Origin of the sequence: Metabacillus flavus, assembly GCF_018283675.1 — a bacterium.
GTDB lineage: Bacteria > Bacillota > Bacilli > Bacillales > Bacillaceae > Metabacillus_B > Metabacillus_B flavus.
In genome coordinates this window covers 2,619,969-2,638,497 of sequence record NZ_JAGVRK010000001.1, presented here as the reverse complement: position 1 = coordinate 2,638,497, position 18,529 = coordinate 2,619,969, and the positions used below count along the sequence as shown (strand labels likewise).

Annotated in this window: 20 protein-coding genes and 1 other annotated feature; of the genes, 18 read left to right on the top strand and 2 right to left on the bottom strand. The window is 43.7% G+C overall.

Going from position 1 to position 18,529, the window contains the following annotated elements; translation table 11 throughout:
• The first annotated feature begins 2 nt into the window (after nucleotides 1-2).
• Nucleotides 3-2,375, top strand: coding sequence for an SF1B family DNA helicase RecD2 (gene recD2, locus J9317_RS13620; protein ID WP_431190685.1), 2,373 nt, complete (start codon nucleotides 3-5; stop codon nucleotides 2,373-2,375).
• A 32-nt stretch (nucleotides 2,376-2,407) separates the two neighbouring features.
• Here the strand turns inward: recD2 and J9317_RS13615 are convergent, their stop codons facing one another.
• Nucleotides 2,408-2,557, bottom strand: a complete 150-nt coding sequence (locus tag J9317_RS13615; RefSeq protein WP_211559446.1) for a hypothetical protein — start codon at nucleotides 2,555-2,557, stop codon at nucleotides 2,408-2,410.
• A gap of 158 nt (nucleotides 2,558-2,715) precedes the next feature.
• Between J9317_RS13615 and J9317_RS13610 the strand changes: the two genes are divergently transcribed.
• The 17 genes from J9317_RS13610 to J9317_RS13530 all read left to right on the top strand — a co-directional run bounded on the left by J9317_RS13610 (nucleotide 2,716) and on the right by J9317_RS13530 (nucleotide 18,094).
• Nucleotides 2,716-3,198, top strand: coding sequence for a PRC-barrel domain-containing protein (locus J9317_RS13610; RefSeq protein WP_211559444.1), 483 nt, complete (start codon nucleotides 2,716-2,718; stop codon nucleotides 3,196-3,198).
• Nucleotides 3,199-3,210: 12 nt separating this feature from the next.
• Nucleotides 3,211-3,399, top strand: coding sequence for a hypothetical protein (locus J9317_RS13605; protein WP_211559442.1), 189 nt, complete (start codon nucleotides 3,211-3,213; stop codon nucleotides 3,397-3,399).
• 26 nt (nucleotides 3,400-3,425) lie between these two features.
• Nucleotides 3,426-3,557, top strand: coding sequence for a DUF3918 family protein (locus J9317_RS13600; RefSeq protein ID WP_082883708.1), 132 nt, complete (start codon nucleotides 3,426-3,428; stop codon nucleotides 3,555-3,557).
• 283 nt (nucleotides 3,558-3,840) lie between these two features.
• Nucleotides 3,841-4,806, top strand: a complete 966-nt coding sequence (locus J9317_RS13595) for an NERD domain-containing protein (protein WP_211559440.1) — start codon at nucleotides 3,841-3,843, stop codon at nucleotides 4,804-4,806.
• A gap of 64 nt (nucleotides 4,807-4,870) precedes the next feature.
• Nucleotides 4,871-5,926 (top strand): AI-2E family transporter, encoded by a 1,056-nt coding sequence (locus J9317_RS13590; protein ID WP_347880529.1) that lies wholly within the window; start codon nucleotides 4,871-4,873, stop codon nucleotides 5,924-5,926.
• A gap of 40 nt (nucleotides 5,927-5,966) precedes the next feature.
• Nucleotides 5,967-6,179: a binding site (T-box leader), on the top strand.
• A gap of 81 nt (nucleotides 6,180-6,260) precedes the next feature.
• Nucleotides 6,261-8,897, top strand: a complete 2,637-nt coding sequence (gene alaS, locus J9317_RS13585) for an alanine--tRNA ligase (protein ID WP_211559438.1) — start codon at nucleotides 6,261-6,263, stop codon at nucleotides 8,895-8,897.
• An 87-nt stretch (nucleotides 8,898-8,984) separates the two neighbouring features.
• Nucleotides 8,985-9,251, top strand: coding sequence for an IreB family regulatory phosphoprotein (locus J9317_RS13580; protein ID WP_035405221.1), 267 nt, complete (start codon nucleotides 8,985-8,987; stop codon nucleotides 9,249-9,251).
• Between the two features lie 3 nt (nucleotides 9,252-9,254).
• Nucleotides 9,255-9,671 (top strand): Holliday junction resolvase RuvX, encoded by a 417-nt coding sequence (gene ruvX, locus J9317_RS13575; protein ID WP_035405219.1) that lies wholly within the window; start codon nucleotides 9,255-9,257, stop codon nucleotides 9,669-9,671.
• Between the two features lie 28 nt (nucleotides 9,672-9,699).
• A complete protein-coding gene (locus J9317_RS13570) occupies nucleotides 9,700-9,993 on the top strand; it encodes a DUF1292 domain-containing protein (RefSeq protein ID WP_035405218.1) in 294 nt (97 codons plus the stop codon).
• Between the two features lie 113 nt (nucleotides 9,994-10,106).
• Complete coding sequence (mltG, locus tag J9317_RS13565) at nucleotides 10,107-11,243, top strand: endolytic transglycosylase MltG (RefSeq protein WP_211559436.1); 1,137 nt, start codon at nucleotides 10,107-10,109, stop codon at nucleotides 11,241-11,243.
• A gap of 146 nt (nucleotides 11,244-11,389) precedes the next feature.
• Nucleotides 11,390-12,040 (top strand): O-methyltransferase, encoded by a 651-nt coding sequence (locus J9317_RS13560; protein WP_211559434.1) that lies wholly within the window; start codon nucleotides 11,390-11,392, stop codon nucleotides 12,038-12,040.
• Nucleotides 12,041-12,042: 2 nt separating this feature from the next.
• The gene (locus J9317_RS13555; RefSeq protein ID WP_211559432.1) at nucleotides 12,043-12,975 is read left to right on the top strand and encodes a peptidase U32 family protein; all 933 of its coding nucleotides are present in this window, start codon (nucleotides 12,043-12,045) and stop codon (nucleotides 12,973-12,975) included.
• A 36-nt stretch (nucleotides 12,976-13,011) separates the two neighbouring features.
• Nucleotides 13,012-14,280 (top strand): peptidase U32 family protein, encoded by a 1,269-nt coding sequence (locus tag J9317_RS13550; protein WP_211559431.1) that lies wholly within the window; start codon nucleotides 13,012-13,014, stop codon nucleotides 14,278-14,280.
• Between the two features lie 5 nt (nucleotides 14,281-14,285).
• On the top strand, nucleotides 14,286-14,921 hold the full coding sequence (udk, locus tag J9317_RS13545; RefSeq protein WP_211559429.1) for a uridine kinase: 636 nt from the start codon (nucleotides 14,286-14,288) through the stop codon (nucleotides 14,919-14,921).
• A 206-nt stretch (nucleotides 14,922-15,127) separates the two neighbouring features.
• Nucleotides 15,128-15,604: a transcription elongation factor GreA gene (gene greA / locus J9317_RS13540; protein WP_211559426.1), complete on the top strand. Its 477-nt coding sequence runs from the start codon at nucleotides 15,128-15,130 to the stop codon at nucleotides 15,602-15,604.
• Nucleotides 15,605-15,658: 54 nt separating this feature from the next.
• Entirely contained in the window at nucleotides 15,659-17,401 is a 1,743-nt protein-coding gene (locus tag J9317_RS13535) for a peptidoglycan D,D-transpeptidase FtsI family protein (protein ID WP_211559424.1), read from the top strand.
• 78 nt (nucleotides 17,402-17,479) lie between these two features.
• Nucleotides 17,480-18,094 (top strand): YrrS family protein, encoded by a 615-nt coding sequence (locus tag J9317_RS13530; protein ID WP_211559422.1) that lies wholly within the window; start codon nucleotides 17,480-17,482, stop codon nucleotides 18,092-18,094.
• A gap of 52 nt (nucleotides 18,095-18,146) precedes the next feature.
• Here the strand turns inward: J9317_RS13530 and J9317_RS13525 are convergent, their stop codons facing one another.
• On the bottom strand, nucleotides 18,147-18,353 hold the full coding sequence (locus tag J9317_RS13525) for a DUF2536 family protein (protein ID WP_211559421.1): 207 nt from the start codon (nucleotides 18,351-18,353) through the stop codon (nucleotides 18,147-18,149).
• Between the last annotated feature and the right edge of the window lie 176 nt (nucleotides 18,354-18,529).

Here is an 18,529-nt window from a genome sequence, read left to right as displayed (position 1 = left end):
AAATGCAAATATCGATGGATGAGCTTTCCAGCGCTAATCATGAGGAAAAGCCTTTTGTCAAAGCGGTCATAAGGGCGGTGATTTTCCATAACGAGCAGAACCTCTATACCGTTCTGAAGGCAAAACTGCTGGAGTCCAATCTTGAATTCGATGAGAAAGAAATTACCGTAACCGGTTATTTTCCTCTCCTTGCTGAAGAAGAAACCTACCTGTTCTACGGAGTGGTCAAACACCATCCGAAGTTCGGCATGCAATTTCAAACCGATCACTTCAGAAAAGATATTCCCAATACAGAAGAAGGAATCATCCAATATCTTTCAAGTGACTTATTTAAAGGCATCGGGAAAAAAACAGCGGAAATCATTGTAGGACAGCTTGGAACAGCCGCAATTTCAAAAATCATGCAGGATCCGTCTGTCCTTCATAAAATTCCAAAGGTGAACAAAGAAAAAGCCGACATCCTTGCCCAAACGTTAAAGCAGCACCAGGGACTGGAGCAAATAATGATTTCCCTGTCCCAATTTGGATTCGGTCCGCAGCTTTCAATGAAAATTTACCAGCAGTATCAGGATCAGACGCTTGAAAAAATCCAGGAAAATCCCTTCCAGCTTGTTAAAGACGTTGAGGGAATAGGCTTTGGAAAAGCTGATGAACTGGCGCATCATTTAGGAATTTCAGGCAACAGTCCTGAACGAATCAATGCCGCCTGTCTGTATACCATTGAACAGTCGAGTTCACAGGAAGGTCATGTTTACCTAACGGAGGACCAGCTAATTGAAAAGACCAGGCAGCTCCTCACTGCCTCAAACAAAGGGCAGGTAAGCACAGAAAACATTTCTGCACAGATTGCAGCGCTTGCTGAGAGCAAACAGCTGATTGCCGATGAAGGAAGGATCTATTTTCCAATCCTTTACTACTCTGAAAAGAAAGTAGCCGAGCACATTCAGCAAATCCTCGAGCAAACTGAATATGATGATTTGTTCCCGGAATCTGAATTCCTGCTGTCCCTCGGCAATCTTGAGGAAAGAATGAAGGTTACATACGCACCAAGCCAAAAGGAAGCGATTCAAAGAGCTCTGATGACACCCATGCTGCTTTTAACTGGCGGACCAGGTACCGGTAAAACGACCGTCATTCGGGGAATTGTAGAACTATACTCTGATTTGCACGGCTGTTCTTTGGACCCCGGCGAATATAAAAAAGATGAGCCTTTTCCGATTTTGCTCGTCGCCCCCACTGGACGGGCTGCAAAAAGAATGAGTGAATCGACAGGAATGCCCGCCGTCACCATCCACAGGCTTCTTGGCTGGAACGGATCGGAGGGATTTGACCGCAATGAGGATAACCCGATTGAAGGAAAGCTTTTAATCATTGATGAAATGTCCATGGTCGATATCTGGCTCGCCAATCAGCTTTTTAAATCGCTGCCAAAGCAAATTCAGGTAGTCATGGTAGGAGATGAAGACCAGCTTCCTTCTGTCGGCCCCGGTCAGGTTTTAAGGGACTTGCTTGCCTCAAAGGAAGTGCCGACTGTCAGGCTGACTGATATTTACCGCCAAGCGGAAGGTTCATCGATCATCGAGCTCGCTCACCACATAAAAGATGGGAAAACCCCGTCCGACTTGAAAAACCCGACCTCGGACCGCTCCTTTATTAAATGCGCCTCCGGCCAGGTTAAAGAAGTCGTTCGGAAAGTAGTCGAGAATGCGAAAAAAAAGGGCTTCACGGCCCGGGATATTCAGGTACTGGCGCCTATGTACAGAGGACCAGCGGGAATTGACCAGCTTAATATTCTGCTGCAGGATATTTTTAATCCGGCCTCGAGTACGAAGCGGGAAATGAAATTCGGCGACCTCATCTACCGGATCGGCGATAAAGTGCTTCAGCTTGTCAATCAGCCGGAAAGCAACGTGTTTAACGGTGATATGGGCGAAATTGAATCCATCTTTTACGCGAAAGAGAATACGGAAAAAGAAGATATGATTGTCGTTTCCTTTGATGGAAACGAAGTCACCTATACCCGGTCCGATTTTTCGCAATTCACCCATGCCTACTGCTGTTCCATCCATAAATCGCAGGGAAGCGAGTTTCCAATCGTCGTTTTGCCTGTTGTAAAGAGCTATTATCGTATGCTCCGCAGGAATTTGATTTACACCGCGATCACTAGAAGCAAAAAATTCCTGATCATGTGCGGGGAGGAAGAAGCCTTTATACGCGGAATTGAAAACAGAGATCAGCTGGAGCGCCAAACTTCATTAAAACAGAGGCTGAATAAATTTACAGAAGAAGAAGATGAACTTCAGAAGCTCCTGCCGTTTGATGTAAGCGATGCGAATATTGGAATGGAAAATATAACACCATTTGATTTTATGTAAAAAAGCCGCCTGGTGAGTGCCAGGCGGCTTTTTTAATTAAACATCGGTAATATATAGCTGATTAAAAACCAAATGACTCCGAAAAAGATGATTAGATAAGCGGCATACTTGATAAAGGTAGATGCAACAAGACTTGAATCCTTCCTCTTTTCTCTTACCTCGACATCTTTGTGTTCATTCATGAAATCACGTCCTCAGTGTTGGTATGATTGCTTGTTATTAAATACCACATTTGGGAAATATCAAACCTAATGTGATTAACCGGTTGGAAAACGTTACGCCGTATGACTTTAAGGTTGAGGAAGAATCCTAAGTGTGTTCGGAAAGGTGGGAGATCATCTTGCGGACATACGGAACATTAAAGGGACTTCCGGTTTTTGATGCAAGAAATGCAGCCTGCATAGGCAAAATTACGGATTTAGTCATCAGCACAGACGGGCGTGTTTCCGGACTCATTATGGACGGCAAAGGCCTATTCAAGAAAGACCGCTTCGTTCCGCTGGCCTGCATTGATTCAGTAGGAGAAGACGGAGTGATGGTGCGAGATCCGGAACAGCTGCAGCCGCTTGCTGCTGCGAAAGAAGACTACCGGTTCCGCGGCAATGGGCAGCTGTTTAACAAAACCGTCTATTCGAAAACCGGAGAACAGCTCGGGCTTTTGGAAGACGTATATTTTACAGAACAACTGGGCACAATCGTAGCATACGAACTGACAGACGGATTCTTCGCTGATCTAACCGAAGGGCGAAAAAAAGTAAACCCCTTAAGCGAGGAACTTATGGTAAGCAAAGATGCCATCGTCATGGATGTGATTCAAGAGTGAGGTGTGCCCGGTTTGTTAAAATGCCCGAACTGCCAATGCAAGGACCTTGGAAAAATAGGAGTAAACCAGTACTATTGCTGGGGCTGCTTTATCGAGCTTTCGGTATCCAAAGGAATGATTTTAACCCATCAGGTTGAAGAGGACGGTACCTTAAGCTCACTTGATGACTTGTTTGACGAAAAAGACCGTACTGTAATCTAAATTCGAAATTAAAGGAGGAAAACGCCATGAACCGCACCATGACCTCAATAATTTCAATGGGAATCGGCGCTGCCGCAACCTACGCAATGAGCGGCAAACGCATGAATACCCGCAAAATGAAAAAAAACTGGCAGCGCCAGATGAAGAAAATGTTTTAATTGCAGTTGGTGGAAACCTCCGCATGTTGCGGGGGTTTTTTATTGTTTTGGAGGATGTATGCGGGTGCGGAATTTGTCGGAAAATAGAGAGTTGTGTCGGTTTGGCCGTAATCGACACAGAACTGCCTGATATCGACACGTTTGTGCCCGCAATCGACAAATAGTTGCCCGTAATCGACAAGAAATTGCCCGTAAAATTATTTTGCCCGGCAATAATAATGTAGAAGGAGTTTTATTAGCGGAAGTGGAATTAAAATGAGTGACATTGGAAGGAGAGTCTTAAATGATTAACAAACCCCTGCAAATTCCTCGTTCTCTGAAGCAACTTCAGGCATTAAAAAGAAGACTCGACCCTGATCATCCTAACTATGAAGCTGTACTCCAAGACTTAGCTATTCAAACAGCGGGATATAAAGGAGAAAAGGAAATGGAATATCCCCTTAGCTTTCTTCCAGCAGAGACCTATCAAATATTCCATGATTTAAGGCTGCATGACGGCATCCATTTTTTTCAGATAGATGTACTGTTGCTATCTCGGTCATTTATTACTATTCTTGAAGTGAAGAATATAGCAGGAACCCTAATTTTCGATTCTGATTTCAATCAGCTCATTAGAATTCAAAACAATATAAAGGAGCCCTTTCCCGATCCAATTGTGCAAGTTAAACGGCAAAGACTGCAATTGGTAAATTGGTTAAGAAAAAACAGCCTCCCTGTACTTCCTATACAGGAATACGTTGCAATTGGAAATCCTCGTACCATGCTTGAAACCTCTCAAAATAATCATGATATCCTTCGTAAGGTGCTTCATTGTAATACAATCCCTTTCAAAATAAAGGAACTTGAAAAGGTATACCAAAAAGAATTCCTTACATCAGAACAGCTGGACGAATTAAGTAATAAACTATTGGCTGCTCATTCTGATCTAGAAAAAAACATGATGTCAAAGCATCAAATTTCCACACATAATATCTTGCCGGGGGTTTATTGTATTAAGTGTTCGAAGTTAACAATGAGAAGGCTTAAAAATTCAGTGTGGATGTGCGGTTTATGTGGAATCACTTCAAAGGATGCACATATTGAAGCATTAGAGGATTACGCCCATTTGTTTCAAAATTCGATATCAAATCGTGAGGCAAAATCCTTCTTAAACCTGTCTTCCAGCTCTACTGTAAAAAGGCTATTGAAATCCTTGAACTTGGATACGACAGGCAGTTACAGATCCACTGCTTATAAAATCAATATATAAATCGAATGCCCCCTGCATAATCCCCCCCAATTCCCCCCAAACTAATCTCCGGAGGGGATGCCCCGTGAAAGAAAAAAAGATCCTGCTAAGAGCGGGAATTATTTTGCTGTCTTTATTATCCCTTTATTTATTTCTTAAGCTGAGAATGGTGTGGAATCCGTTTTGGATTATGCTGCAGGCGATTATTATACCGTTTTTGATTGCTTCGTTTATTACGTATTTGCTTCATCCGATTGTAGAGAAGCTGCATGAAACGGGGCTTCCAAGAACGCTTTCGATTCTCATTATTTATTTACTGTTTTTCGGGTCGATTGGATATGGATTTTATCGGGGGATTCCGCTGCTTATTAATCAGCTGATGGAACTTTCGGCGAATGCGCCGCGGATGGTGAAGCTTTATGAGGGCTGGCTTACGATGATCAGGGATCAGACGGATCATTGGCCGATGGGGCTGCATCATCGGGTGGAGGGTTTGCTTGGAGAGGCGGAGCAGTGGCTGTCAGGAATGATTGATGGCATTATCTACTCCATTCGTTCGCTGTTTGATAACGCAGTGATTTTGACGCTTATTCCGTTTCTGGTTTTTTATATGCTGAAGGATTTTTCGCTGTTGAAAAAAACTGCCTGGTATTTGACGCCGAAAAAATGGAGAAGAAGTGGAAAGGAGCTGCTGAGGGATGCAGATGAGTCTCTCGGAAGCTACATTCGGGGCCAGTTTTTTGTTTGTGTCATTATCGGACTGCTGGCGTTTCTTTCTCTTTGGTTCTTTGGTGTAAAGTACCCGCTTGTGCTTGGGATGATTATAGCGGTCACGAATGTGATTCCTTATTTTGGTCCTGTGATCGGTGCAATTCCGGCTTTGATTCTTGCGGCAGCGATGTCGACACAAACGGTGATTACCGTGGTTATTATCATTTTGGTTCTGCAATTTCTTGAAGGAAACGTAATCAGTCCTCTGATTGTTGGAAGAAGCCTGCATATGCATCCCATTGTTATTATGCTGGCGCTCGCTGCTGGCGGTGAGCTTGCAGGAATTTTCGGACTGATTATCGCCGTACCTGTCACCGCTGTCCTGAGGGTCGTTTTGGAGCATGGAGTCCGGCTAGTCCGGCATGATTGACAGGCGGGCGGGCATTGTCTATAATCTACGGTATAATAGGTAATAAACGCTGATGGAAACGAGTAGGTCACAGTCCATTTCCAGAGAGAATGCCCCAAGGCTGAAAGGGTGTTTAATGAAGGGTGACGGAACGCTATTCCTGAGTGCAGGTAAAAGTCCTGCCGTCCTGAGACCGCGTTAAGGTCCAATGAAGCTGATGGATGTGTTGGAATCCATAATCAGGGTGGTACCGCGAGCAACTCTCGTCCCTGTGCAAATCTAAAGGATTTGTACAGGAACGGGAGTTTTTTGTTTTTCGGAGCCGCCCGGCATACATACTAAGGAGGATATACAAATGAAATTTTTAACGTCTGCAGAAGTACGCCAAATGTTTCTTGATTTTTTTAAAGAAAAAGGGCACTCAGTAGAACCAAGCGCATCACTTGTTCCGCATGAAGACCCTTCTCTGCTGTGGATTAACAGCGGGGTTGCTACTCTTAAAAAGTATTTTGATGGACGCGTAATTCCTGCAAACCCTAGGATTTGCAATGCGCAGAAATCCATCCGGACCAACGATATTGAAAATGTAGGGAAAACGGCCCGCCATCATACCTTCTTCGAAATGCTTGGAAACTTCTCAATTGGAGAATACTTCAAGGTGGAAGCGATTGAATGGGCTTGGGAATTCCTTACAAGCGAGAAGTGGATTGGCTTTGACCCTGACAAGCTTTCTGTTACGATCCATCCTGAGGACAATGAAGCATTTGAGATTTGGACGGCTAAAGTAGGCGTTCCGGAAGAGCGCATCATTCGTCTTGAAGGGAACTTCTGGGATATCGGTGAAGGACCGAGCGGACCGAACACAGAGATTTTCTATGACCGGGGAGAGGTTTACGGTAACGATTCGGAAGATCCTGAGCTATACCCAGGGGGCGAAAATGAGCGCTATTTAGAAGTTTGGAACCTTGTTTTCTCTGAATTCAACCATAATTCGGATGGTACTTATACGCCGCTTCCGAAGAAAAATATTGATACAGGGATGGGACTTGAACGGATGTGCTCCGTTATTCAAAATGTGCCGACCAACTATGAGACAGACCTATTTATGCCGATTATTGAGGCGACTGCAGCAATTGCCGGAATGGAGTACCATGACAGCAAAGAGAAGGATGAGGCGTTCAAGGTTATTGCCGATCATATCCGTACTGTATCCTTTGCTGTAGGGGATGGAGCTCTTCCTTCCAACGAAGGCCGCGGCTATGTTCTCCGCCGTCTTCTCCGCCGGGCTGTGCGCTATGCGAAAAAACTCGATATCAACCGCCCGTTTATGTATGAGCTTGTACCCGTAGTTGGGGAAATTATGGAAGCCTTCTACCCTGAAGTTATACAGAAAACCGAGTTCATTCAAAAGGTCATTAAAAACGAGGAAGAGCGGTTCCATGAAACGTTAAACGATGGACTGGCTATTTTATCTGAAGTTATCAAAAAGCAAAAAGAAGCTGGACACGATGTCATTCCAGGCGCTGACGTTTTCCGCCTTTATGACACATATGGCTTCCCGGTTGAATTGACAGAAGAATATGCGGAAGAAGAAGAAATGAAGATTGATGCAGAGGGCTTCGAGTCTGAAATGCAAAAACAGCGTGAACGGGCAAGATCGGCTCGCCAGGAAGTCGATTCAATGCAGGTTCAGGGAGGTGTGCTTGGTGATCTGAAAACGGAAAGTACGTTTGTCGGATACGATCATCTTACTGTTGAAACAGAAGCTGCTGCTCTTGTTAAAGATGGCGAGCTTGTTTCCGAAGCATTTGAAGGAGACGAAATCCAGCTTATCCTTGTTCAGACACCATTCTATGCTGAGAGCGGCGGACAGATTGCAGATGAAGGATCCATTTCCAATGCAAACTTCACAGCGCGCGTTAAAGACGTTAAAAAAGCTCCAAACGGCCAGAATTTGCATCGTGTAATTATTGAAAAAGGAACATTAAGAGCCAATGATTCCGTTACAGCTGCCGTTGACCGTAAAGTAAGAGAAGGTGTTGTGAAGAACCATACTGCGACTCACCTTTTGCATCAGGCATTGAAGGACGTTCTCGGAGGACACGTCAATCAGGCAGGATCATTGGTTACGGAAAACCGCCTGCGTTTTGATTTTTCCCATTTTGGCCAGATTACGAATAGCGAGCTAAAACAAATTGAGCAGATTGTGAATGGAAAAATTTGGTCCGGCATCGGTGTAAACATTGACTTAAAACCGATCGATGAAGCAAAAGCAATGGGTGCAATGGCTTTATTCGGTGAAAAGTACGGCAAAATTGTCCGTGTTGTTCAAATTGGAAATTACAGTCTTGAACTATGCGGAGGCTGCCATGTGGATAACACATCTTCAATCGGCATGTTCAAGCTTGTTTCTGAATCCGGTATCGGAGCAGGTACTAGGAGGATTGAAGCTGTGACAGGCAAAACCGCTTATGAAACGATGAATGAGCAAATTTCCATTCTGGAAGCGGCCGCTGCTAAGCTGAAAACGAACGTAAAAGAGGTTCCGGCTCGTATTGATGCTCTTACTGTGGAGCTGAAAGATCTTCAGCGTGAAAATGAATCCCTTACGTCCAAGCTTGGCAACCTTGAAGCATCCTCTTTAACTGACCAGGTGACGGAAATCGATGGCGTTAAACTTCTTGCAAGCAAGGTGAACGCGAAAGATATGAACAGCCTCCGAGCCATTCTAGATGATCTGAAGGAAAAGCTCGGATCTGCCGTTATCGTGTTAGGGGCTGCAAATGGTGATAAAGTAAACATTGCAGCAGGCGTTTCCAAGGATCTTATTGACCGCGGCATGCATGCCGGCAAGCTCGTAAAAGAAGTGGCAGAGCGCTGCGGCGGAGGCGGCGGAGGCCGTCCGGATATGGCTCAGGCAGGGGGAAAAGACCCTGAAAAACTTGAATCTGCTCTAAACTATGCGGAGGAATGGATTAAATCCGTTTTATAATTCTCATTTCTAGTGTAGAATGGTGATAAGAGTCAGGACGAGCAGGATCAAGTCCTCGAGCGTGAACTTGAGAAAGAGGTGCAGACAGTGAGCTCATTCGATAAAACAATGAAATTCAACGTTTCGGACGATTCCGTTCAAACAGATGTGAACGAAGTTTTGTTTACGGTACATGATGCACTCAAGGAAAAAGGATACAATCCGATCAATCAGATCGTCGGTTATTTGCTTTCAGGAGATCCGGCTTATATTCCCCGTCACCGTGATGCAAGAAGCTTGATCCGCAAGCTTGAGAGAGACGAGCTGATTGAAGAGCTTGTTAAATCGTACCTGCAAAATCATCGTGAGGAGTAATAGATGCGAGTATTAGGTTTGGATTATGGAACGAAAACAATCGGAGTAGCAGTCAGTGATCTTATGGGCTGGACAGCTCAGGGACTCGAAACGGTTAAAATTAATGAAGAAGGCGGAGACTATGGTCTGACGAGGCTTTCTGAAATCATTAAAACGGAAGAGGCGGACAAGATTGTCGTCGGTCTTCCGAAAAATATGAATAACACAATTGGTCCCAGAGGGGAAGCGTGTCAAAGATTCGCTTCCCTGCTGGAAGAGACTTTTTCTCTTCCAGTAGTCCTCTGGGATGAGAGATTAACAACAATGGCTGCAGAACGCATGCTCATTGAAGCAGATGTAAGCAGAAAAAAACGCAAAAAAGTCATTGATAAAATGGCCGCCGTCATGATTCTTCAAGGATATCTTGACAGCCTCCGATAACGGAGATTACTTAACGAGGTGAATAGACATGGAACATGGTGAAAAACAGATTACTGTAGTAGACGAAAACGGAAACGAACAGCTTTGCGAGATCCTTTTTACATTTGAATCAGATGAATTCAAAAAATCTTATGTTCTTTACTACCCAATCAGCAGTGAAGATCAAGACGAAGAAGATGTGGAAATTCATGCATCCAGCTTCACGCCAAGCGAAAATGGCGAAGATGGCGAACTGCAGCCGATTGAAACAGAAGAAGAGTGGGACATGATTGAAGAAATGATGAACACATTCTTCGATAATGAGGAAGAAGAAGAAAACTAAATGCAAATGATTAGAAGCCGGGGATTGTATTCCCGGCTTCTTTTTTTACTTAGCTAGTGACGAAAGGAAGAGAATTTTGTAGTATAATATACGGAAGCGAAAGGGGGAAAAGGATGAAGCAAAAACAAAACAAACCATCCATACATAATACACTGCTTGAAAAACAGGAAGAAGCAAAATCAATCCGGAAAATTGTGTGGCGAATTGTCCTTGTGGTCGGGATTGCATTTGCAGCAATCGCTATTGCAGGCATCATATATATTCAGAACGCATTGAGTCCAGTGGATCCTTCTGACGAAAGCCAAGTAAAAGTGTCGATTCCTCTAGGATCATCTGTTTCTGGAATAGCTGCGGAGCTTAGAGAAGAAGGAATCATTAAAGATGCCAGGGTGTTTAAGTATTATGTGAAATTTAAAAATGAAACCAATTTTCAGGCCGGAGATTATTTAATGAGTAAATCCATGACGATGGATGACATGATTCAGCTCCTTAAAACAGGAAAAATGTCAGAAAACATCGCCATACAGTTTACCATACCGGAAGGCCATCAAATGACGCAAATCGCGGCAATCATTGAAAACAACAGTGAATTTTCCAAGGAAGATGTATTAAAGAAAATTCAGGACCCAGCATTCATTGCAGCGATGAAAAAGAAATATCCGAATACCTTGACCAATGAAATTGATAAAAAAACCGCTAAATATAAGCTTGAGGGCTACCTGTATCCAGCGACTTATCCATTCTCGGATCCAAAAACGTCTCTGGACACCATTCTTGAAAAGATGATCAGCGAGACAGATGAAAGGATTAAGCCTTATTTGCCTCAAATGAAAGAGAAAAAATGGAGCGTCCATTATTTCCTTACGATGTCCTCGATCATTGAAGAAGAAGCAACAGGTAAGGTAGACAGAAAGAAGATCGCGAGTGTTTTCTTCAACCGCTTAAAGTCTGGCATGCCTCTGCAGACAGACCCAACGGTTTTGTATGCACTGGGAGAGCATAAAGACCGGGTTACCTATAAAGATTTGAAGGTTTCCTCGCCATATAATACGTATAAAAATAAAGGTCTGCCGCCAGGGCCTATTTCAAACAGCGGGAATATGTCCATGGAAGCGGCACTGAAGCCGGATAACACCGACTATCTGTACTTCCTTGCAGCACCGGATGGTACCGTTTATTATTCCAGAACGCTGAAAGAGCATAACCAGCTGAAGGAAAAGCATATAACCGGTCCCAGAAAAGGATCGTGAGGGAAAACGGGGAATGAATTTTATTTTCATTCCCTGTTTTTTTATGCTAAAATATATCAGGTTATATGAAGACCAAGACTTTGGTTTTAAATTAAGGCAAGAGTTCTTAACAGGAACTCTTCTTTTTGCGCAAGGAGGCCAAATCAATGCTTGACCAAAAGCTTCAAATCTACATGGAAAGCATGATACCCGAACGCCCCCCGGCTATTCAGGAAATGGAAATCTATGCCCGTGAGCATGGAGTTCCGATTATGGAAGCGGCGGGAATGGAAGTATTGCTTCAATTTCTTCGGATTCATTCTCCCCATCGTATACTTGAAATTGGAACTGCCATTGGCTATTCAGCCATCCGCATGGCATCCGCTGTTCCAAAAGCCTCTATTGTCAGTATTGAAAGAGATCAGGAAAGATATGATCAGGCACTTTTACGAATTGAACAGATGGGTCTAAGCAGCAGAATCCGCGTTCATTTTGGTGATGCCCTCGAGCTTTCTGATGCAATACGAAGTGAAGGACCCTACGGCGCTCTTTTTATTGATGCGGCGAAAGGCCAGTATCAGCGCTTTTTTGAACTATATGAGCCGATGCTGACTGAAGGCGGTATGATTATTACCGATAACATCTTATTTAAAGGTCTTGTAGCAGAAGAACAGGACCAGATTGAAAATAAACGCATACGGAGCCTCGTTAAAAAAATAGCGGGCTACAACGACTGGCTTATGTCCCATCCTGATTATAAAACGTGTATCATCCCAGTCGGCGATGGCATTGCCGTGAGCATTAAAAGAGGTGAGTGAATATGAAAAAACCAGAATTGCTAGTAACTCCTTCAAGTCTCAAAGATTTGGAGCCGCTTGCGGAAGCAGGGGCAACTGCATTTATAATCGGAGAACAGAAATTCGGACTTCGTCTCGCTGGTGAATTCGATCGCGAAGATTTTAAAAAAGCGGTTGAAATCGCCCATAGCAAAGGTGTAAAAGTTTACGCTGCTATGAACGCGATTTTTCATAATGATAAAATCGGGGAATTGGCTGACTATATGCTGTTTCTTAAAGAAGCAGGTGCTGACGCGATTGTGTTTGGCGATCCGGCTGTTTTAATGATAGCGCGCGAAACGCTGCCGGAAATGAAACTTCACTGGAATACAGAAACAACGGCAACTAACTGGTATACATGCAATTATTGGGGCAGGAAAGGCGCGAAAAGAGCCGTGCTTGCAAGAGAGCTGAATATGGATGCAATTGTTGAAACCAAGGAAAATGCCGAGGTTGAAATCGAAATTCAGGTTCACGGCATGACGTGCATGTTTCAATCCAAGCGCTCACTAATCGGCAACTACTATTTATATCAAGGCAAAGAAATGGAAGTTGTCAATAAAGACAAAATGGATACGGGCCTCTTGCTGCATGATAAAGAACGCGAAAATAAATATCCCGTATTTGAAGATGAGAATGGGACACACATTATGAGCCCGAACGATATGTGCATTATTGATGAATTGCCGGAACTCATCGATGCAGGAGTAGATTCCTTTAAGATTGACGGAATTCTCCAAAAGAGTGAGTATGTAATCGAAGTAACTAAAAAATATCGAAAAGCCATCGACCTTTGCATCGAAGCAAGGGATCAATATGACGAGGCAAAGGACAGCCTGCTTGAAGAAATCGAGCAGATTCAGCCTGAACACCGCCCGCTGGATACTGGATTCTTCTTTAAAGAAACCGTTTATTGAAGAATTAGTCATGAAAATAAATAGGGAGGCACACAGATGGACGCCGTAAAAGATTCTATTTCCAAGATCGTTAACGGAAAACGGGTCATTACTAAAAAGCCTGAACTTCTGGCACCGGCCGGAAACCTGGAAAAATTAAAAATTGCTGTCCGTTATGGAGCAGATGCCGTTTTTATCGGGGGACGCGAATATGGACTTCGTTCAAATGCCGATAATTTCTCACAGGAAGAAATGGCAGAAGGCGTACAGTTTGCCAATCAGTACAATGCCAAAATTTATGTGACAACGAATATTTTTGCTCACAATGAAAATATGGACGGACTTGCCGATTATCTAAAAGGACTTGAAGAAGCAGGGGTTACAGGAATTATCGTTGCTGATCCGCTCATTATTGAGACATGTAAAACAGCTGCGCCAAAGCTTGAAATTCACCTGAGCACCCAGCAATCCTTATCCAACTGGAAGGCTGTTCAGTTTTGGAAGGAAGAAGGCCTTGAGCGGGTTGTTTTGGCACGTGAAACAAGCGGAGATGAAATTCGCGAAATGAAGGAAAAAGTGGACATCGAAATCGAAACATTTATTCACGGGGCGATGTGTATTGCTTATTCCGGACGCTGTACCCTTTCTAATCATATGACAGCCCGCGACTCGAACCGAGGCGGGTGCTGCCAATCCTGCCGCTGGGATTATGATCTTTATAAACAGGAAGATGGAGAGGAAACTCCTTTGTTCGGAGACAGCGATTCGCCATTTGCCATGAGTCCAAAAGATCTTAAATTAGTGGAGTCCATTCCAAGAATGATTGAAATGGGGATTGACAGCCTGAAAATTGAAGGCCGCATGAAATCCATTCACTATATTGCAACTGTAGTCAGCGTTTATCGCAAAGTGATAGATGCCTATTGTGCGGATCCGGACAACTTTGTCATTCAGCAGGAATGGCTGGAAGAGCTTGATAAATGTGCGAACCGTGATACAGCACCTGCCTTTTTTGAAGGAGTGCCGGGGCACAAAGAGCAAATGTTTGGTTTACATGGGAAAAAGACAGCATATGATTTCGTCGGAATGGTTTTGGGCTACGATCCCGAATCCAGGACGGTAACCTTGCAGCAGCGGAATTATTTTAAGCCGGGAGATGAAGTTGAATTTTTCGGACCTGAGCTTGAGAACTTCCGGACTGTGATTGAAGCGGTATATGATGAAGAAGGCAAAGAATTGGATGCTGCACGGCACCCTCTTCAAACGGTGACATTTAAATTGGACCGGCCGGTTTATCCTTACAACATGATGCGAAAGGGGTTCTAGGATAAATGGGAAAAAAACCCGTTGTGATAGGGGTTGCCGGAGGATCCGGCTCAGGAAAAACAAGTGTAACGAAAGCAATTTACGAGCATTTTAAAGGGCATTCCATTATGATGCTTGAACAGGATTATTATTACAAGGATCAGAGTCATCTTCCATATGAAGAGCGGCTCAATACCAATTACGATCATCCGCTGGCTTTTGATAACAATCTTCTGATTGACCATTTGAAGAAGCTTCTTCACTATGAAAAGATTGAAAAACCGGTGTATGATTATAAAATTCATACTAGATCTGAAGAAATTATTGAGGTAGAGCCGAAGGATGTCATCATTCTTGAAGGAATTCTCATTTTGGAAGATGAACGTCTTCGAGATCTTATGGATATTAAAATGTATGTGGATACCGACGCGGACATTCGGATTATCCGCCGCATCCTCCGGGATATTAAGGAGCGGGGACGTTCCATTGACTCGGTTATTGAGCAATATGTGTCCGTTGTAAGGCCGATGCACAACCAGTTCATCGAGCCTACAAAGCGCTATGCAGATATTATTATCCCTGAAGGCGGCCAAAATCACGTGGCAATCGATTTAATGGTAACAAAAATTCAAACAATTCTTGAACAAAACGCTATTTTGTAATAACATAGCATAGATATAGAGCACTGTGCCCATATTATGTATAGATTGTTAAACGTTTCATGTAAAAGACGCGCTCAGGCAGATTGAACGCCAATTCTCGATATGAAAAAAGAGTGTGAGGGCATCATTGCCCTCGCTCTTGTATTATTAACAGGTCTTACATACCAAATTTCGGGGGACAGCTGATTCAGAAGGAGTGAGTATCGATGGCAGTAGAGAAAGAATTTCCGATGACGAAAGAAGGAAAAGAAAAGCTCGAACAAGAATTGGAGTACATGAAAACTGTACGTCGTAAAGAAGTAGTCGAGCGGATTAAAATTGCGCGCAGTTTCGGTGATCTTTCTGAAAACTCCGAGTATGATTCCGCTAAAGAAGAGCAGGCGTTTGTTGAAGGAAGAATTACAACGCTTGAAAACATGATCCGCAATGCGAAAATCATTGTAGAGGATACATCGAATTCTAATTCAGTAGCACTTGGAAAAACGGTTACGTTCCAAGAGCTTCCGAATGGAGAAGAAGAATCTTATGCAATTGTTGGAAGTGCGGAAGCAGATCCTTTTGAAGGAAAAATTTCCAATGACTCTCCAATCGCTAAAAGTCTTCTTGGAAAACAAGTGGGCGATGAAGTAACTGTACAGACACCAGGCGGTGAAATGCAGGTTAAAATTGTAAAAATTAAATAAGATCCGATTAAAGTATGACCGCCTCGTCGACAATGGTGACGAGGTGGTTTTTTTATGCGTACAATTAAAAAGAGAATCGTATCTGTTTGCGTTGTAATCACCATTTTTCTGCTGATTTTGACAGCAAGACTTGCTGAACTCCAGCTTTTTCGGACCGAATCGTTCGGAAGCCATCGAATCAATTTGATTGAAGAGAGCGTGAAACAGCGTACGCAATCCGTTTTAATCGATGATGGCAGGGGCAGCATTGTGGATCGAAATGGTGAACCCCTCTCTGCCGGGGTTGAGCCGTCCCTCGTGCTGTTTCCCTTTATTAAGAGCTTAAATTGGCCAAGTAAAGAAGTAGCTGCCATTACAGGAATGTCAGAGGGAATTATCCACTCTCTTGTCTCCAGAGCAAAAAAACCGGTTATCTTGTCTGGTAAGGATGGGGCGGAGCTTACCCAATCCGATTTGACAAAAATCAATGAATTTAAAATTCCTGGGGTCTATGGAGTAATGGTGCAGGAAAAGCCCGGTGAATTATCAGCCTCGCACATAATCGGATATACAGCTGAAATGCCGGAGACGGCCAAAAAAAGATACCCTGATAAAACGCTGCCTATTAATATGAAAATAGGTGCAGCGGGCCTGCAGAAGGCGTTTGATGCGTTTCTGCTGCCTGAGTCAGAGACTAAGCTTCTTTATCATGTTGATGCAAACAACAACCCCCTTTTCGGAGTGAACGTCAAATATATTGCCGATTCCAGTCCGCATTACCCGGTGAAAATTAAAACAACCCTCGATTCAGACATGCAGCAGCTAACCGAAAACGCTCTTGCACAGGCTAGCATTAAAAAAGGAGGAGCTGTTCTAATTGACATTCAGTCGAACTCCCTTTTAGCGATGGCCAGCAAGCCTGATTTGAATGTGAACGGTTCCGCTTCAAGCTTAAGCAACTATATGCTAGAGAGTATGAAGCCAGGCTCTATTTTTAAAATTGTGACCGCTGCGGCAGCGATAGAGAACGGCCTTGATCATCCGTCCACCCGCTACAATTGCGATTTGAATCCATATGGTGATGTGGAGGAGGACCGGCAGCTGGGGTCACTCAGCTTTGAGCAAAGCTTTTCAAGAAGCTGCAATTATACCTTTAACGTTCTTTCAAATAAGCTTATAAAAAAAGTGCCGGATTATATGGAAACAACCGCTGAGAAAATGGGTTTAATTCATCCGGTGGGCTGGCAGGGATCGGTGTTCCATTACAGCAGCTTTAAACAATTTCCAGAAGAAAAGCAGGGGTCTGTCTGGTCTGATTTCAGGGATAAGAGCTCCCCAAAAGCGGTTGCCCAGACCGCCATCGGCCAAAAAGATGTCCAGGTCACTCCCCTTGCAATTGCCAATATGATGGCGACGATCGCAAGAGGAGGAAAGGGCATGGAATTAAAAACGGCTGAAGAGATTTTATACAAAAACGGAACATCCATGTACCGCTTCCCGGATTCAGAGCTTGCGAATGTATCGATTGATCATTATACCGTTCAAAGGCTCCAGAAGCTTCTGAGGCTGGTTGTTTCCGATGAAAAAGGCACAGGAGTAAAATTTCGGACGCTTCCTTTTGAGGTGTCAGGAAAATCAGGTACAGCCGAGACCGGGAGAAAGGACGCAGAAGGGCATAATCTGATCAACAAATGGTTTGCCGGGTATTTCCCATCTGACAGTCCAAGATACGCTCTAGTGGTTGTGGATGCTGATACGATTGCAAGCAGGGCGGCTGCGAATCAAGTGTTTTTTGATATAGCGGCCGGCCTCGAATGATTCTATTGAATCAAAACTGGCTAGATTCCTGCTCCTTTGATAGAATAGTACAGAAAGAAAGTGGGAAGAGGAGTGAAGATGATGAATAGAACCCGCTATGGCAACCGCGATAAGCGCAGAAAAACGAATGTCGTATTGAATGTCATGATCGCTGTCGTGCTCATTCTCATTGCGGCCGTCGGCTACCAGCTTATTACTGGAGGCGAAAAGAAGCAGACTTCCAGCAGCAAAATCTCTGACCAGCAGTCACAAAGCGAAGAGACAAGCGAAGAAACTGCGTCTGAGCAAACAGACAAAGAAGATACAGAATCACAAAATACATCCGGTGATGAAGCGTCCAAGGAAGAATCCAAGCCTGCTGATGATAAAAAGCAGAATGAGGAAGACAAAGCAGCAGAAGCGGACAAGGAATCGAAAAGCTCTGAATGGGAGCCTGTAGGTACTGAACAAAAGGGTGAACACACCACAGTGTATGATAAAGGCTCAGCGGATTGGAAGGAAATGACCAGGGCAATGAGCGTAGCAACTGGAATTCCGGAAGACAATATGACCATCTGGTTTATAGGAAACAATGGTTCGCCAAACGATGCAAAAGGAACCGTTTCTGCAAAGAACTCTGATGAGAAATACGAAGTAACCCTTCAGTTCATTGAAAATGAAGGATGGAAACCTCTTACAGTTGAACAGAAATAAACAAAAGGACGCTGCCGATTCAAGGCAGCGTTCTTTTTTGCGGGAAGCTAATTTACAGGTTCGTCTTAAAATGAACGACCGCGCTGTAAAATCTGCGCCCATCCTCAAGGACATGCATTTGATGCGAAACCGAATGAACCTCCATCAGAATAGCTTTATTATGATCAATCTGCTCGGCAATTCTTTTTTCCAATTCCTTTATGCTGGCAGCTTCAAAAAATTCTACCTTGTCTTTAAGATAATCAAGCTGAAAATTCATTCCCTGTTTTCCTCCTCTGTTCTCTTCTCTTAGTTTACCAAAAACCTTGATGCAGCGGGATATGAAAAACATTTAGGTTGAGGTTCTCACAGGAATATGATAATCTTTGAACAGTTATTTATTTAAATTCATACTATACACATAGGAATTATTAAGTTTTTAAGGGAGAGTGTCAT

Excerpts from the sequence above, each read along its gene's own strand:
- recD2 (WP_431190685.1), top strand. The coding sequence starts at position 3 with ATGCAAATATCGATGGATGAGCTTTCCAGCGCTAATCATGAGGAAAAG.
- J9317_RS13615 (WP_211559446.1), bottom strand. The coding sequence starts at position 2,557 with ATGAATGAACACAAAGATGTCGAGGTAAGAGAAAAGAGGAAGGATTCA.
- J9317_RS13600 (WP_082883708.1), top strand. The coding sequence starts at position 3,426 with ATGAACCGCACCATGACCTCAATAATTTCAATGGGAATCGGCGCTGCC.
- J9317_RS13595 (WP_211559440.1), top strand. The coding sequence starts at position 3,841 with ATGATTAACAAACCCCTGCAAATTCCTCGTTCTCTGAAGCAACTTCAG.
- alaS (WP_211559438.1), top strand. The coding sequence starts at position 6,261 with ATGAAATTTTTAACGTCTGCAGAAGTACGCCAAATGTTTCTTGATTTT.
- ruvX (WP_035405219.1), top strand. The coding sequence starts at position 9,255 with ATGCGAGTATTAGGTTTGGATTATGGAACGAAAACAATCGGAGTAGCA.
- J9317_RS13570 (WP_035405218.1), top strand. The coding sequence starts at position 9,700 with ATGGAACATGGTGAAAAACAGATTACTGTAGTAGACGAAAACGGAAAC.
- mltG (WP_211559436.1), top strand. The coding sequence starts at position 10,107 with ATGAAGCAAAAACAAAACAAACCATCCATACATAATACACTGCTTGAA.
- J9317_RS13560 (WP_211559434.1), top strand. The coding sequence starts at position 11,390 with ATGCTTGACCAAAAGCTTCAAATCTACATGGAAAGCATGATACCCGAA.
- J9317_RS13555 (WP_211559432.1), top strand. The coding sequence starts at position 12,043 with ATGAAAAAACCAGAATTGCTAGTAACTCCTTCAAGTCTCAAAGATTTG.
- J9317_RS13550 (WP_211559431.1), top strand. The coding sequence starts at position 13,012 with ATGGACGCCGTAAAAGATTCTATTTCCAAGATCGTTAACGGAAAACGG.
- udk (WP_211559429.1), top strand. The coding sequence starts at position 14,286 with ATGGGAAAAAAACCCGTTGTGATAGGGGTTGCCGGAGGATCCGGCTCA.
- greA (WP_211559426.1), top strand. The coding sequence starts at position 15,128 with ATGGCAGTAGAGAAAGAATTTCCGATGACGAAAGAAGGAAAAGAAAAG.
- J9317_RS13535 (WP_211559424.1), top strand. The coding sequence starts at position 15,659 with ATGCGTACAATTAAAAAGAGAATCGTATCTGTTTGCGTTGTAATCACC.
- J9317_RS13530 (WP_211559422.1), top strand. The coding sequence starts at position 17,480 with ATGATGAATAGAACCCGCTATGGCAACCGCGATAAGCGCAGAAAAACG.
- J9317_RS13525 (WP_211559421.1), bottom strand. The coding sequence starts at position 18,353 with ATGAATTTTCAGCTTGATTATCTTAAAGACAAGGTAGAATTTTTTGAA.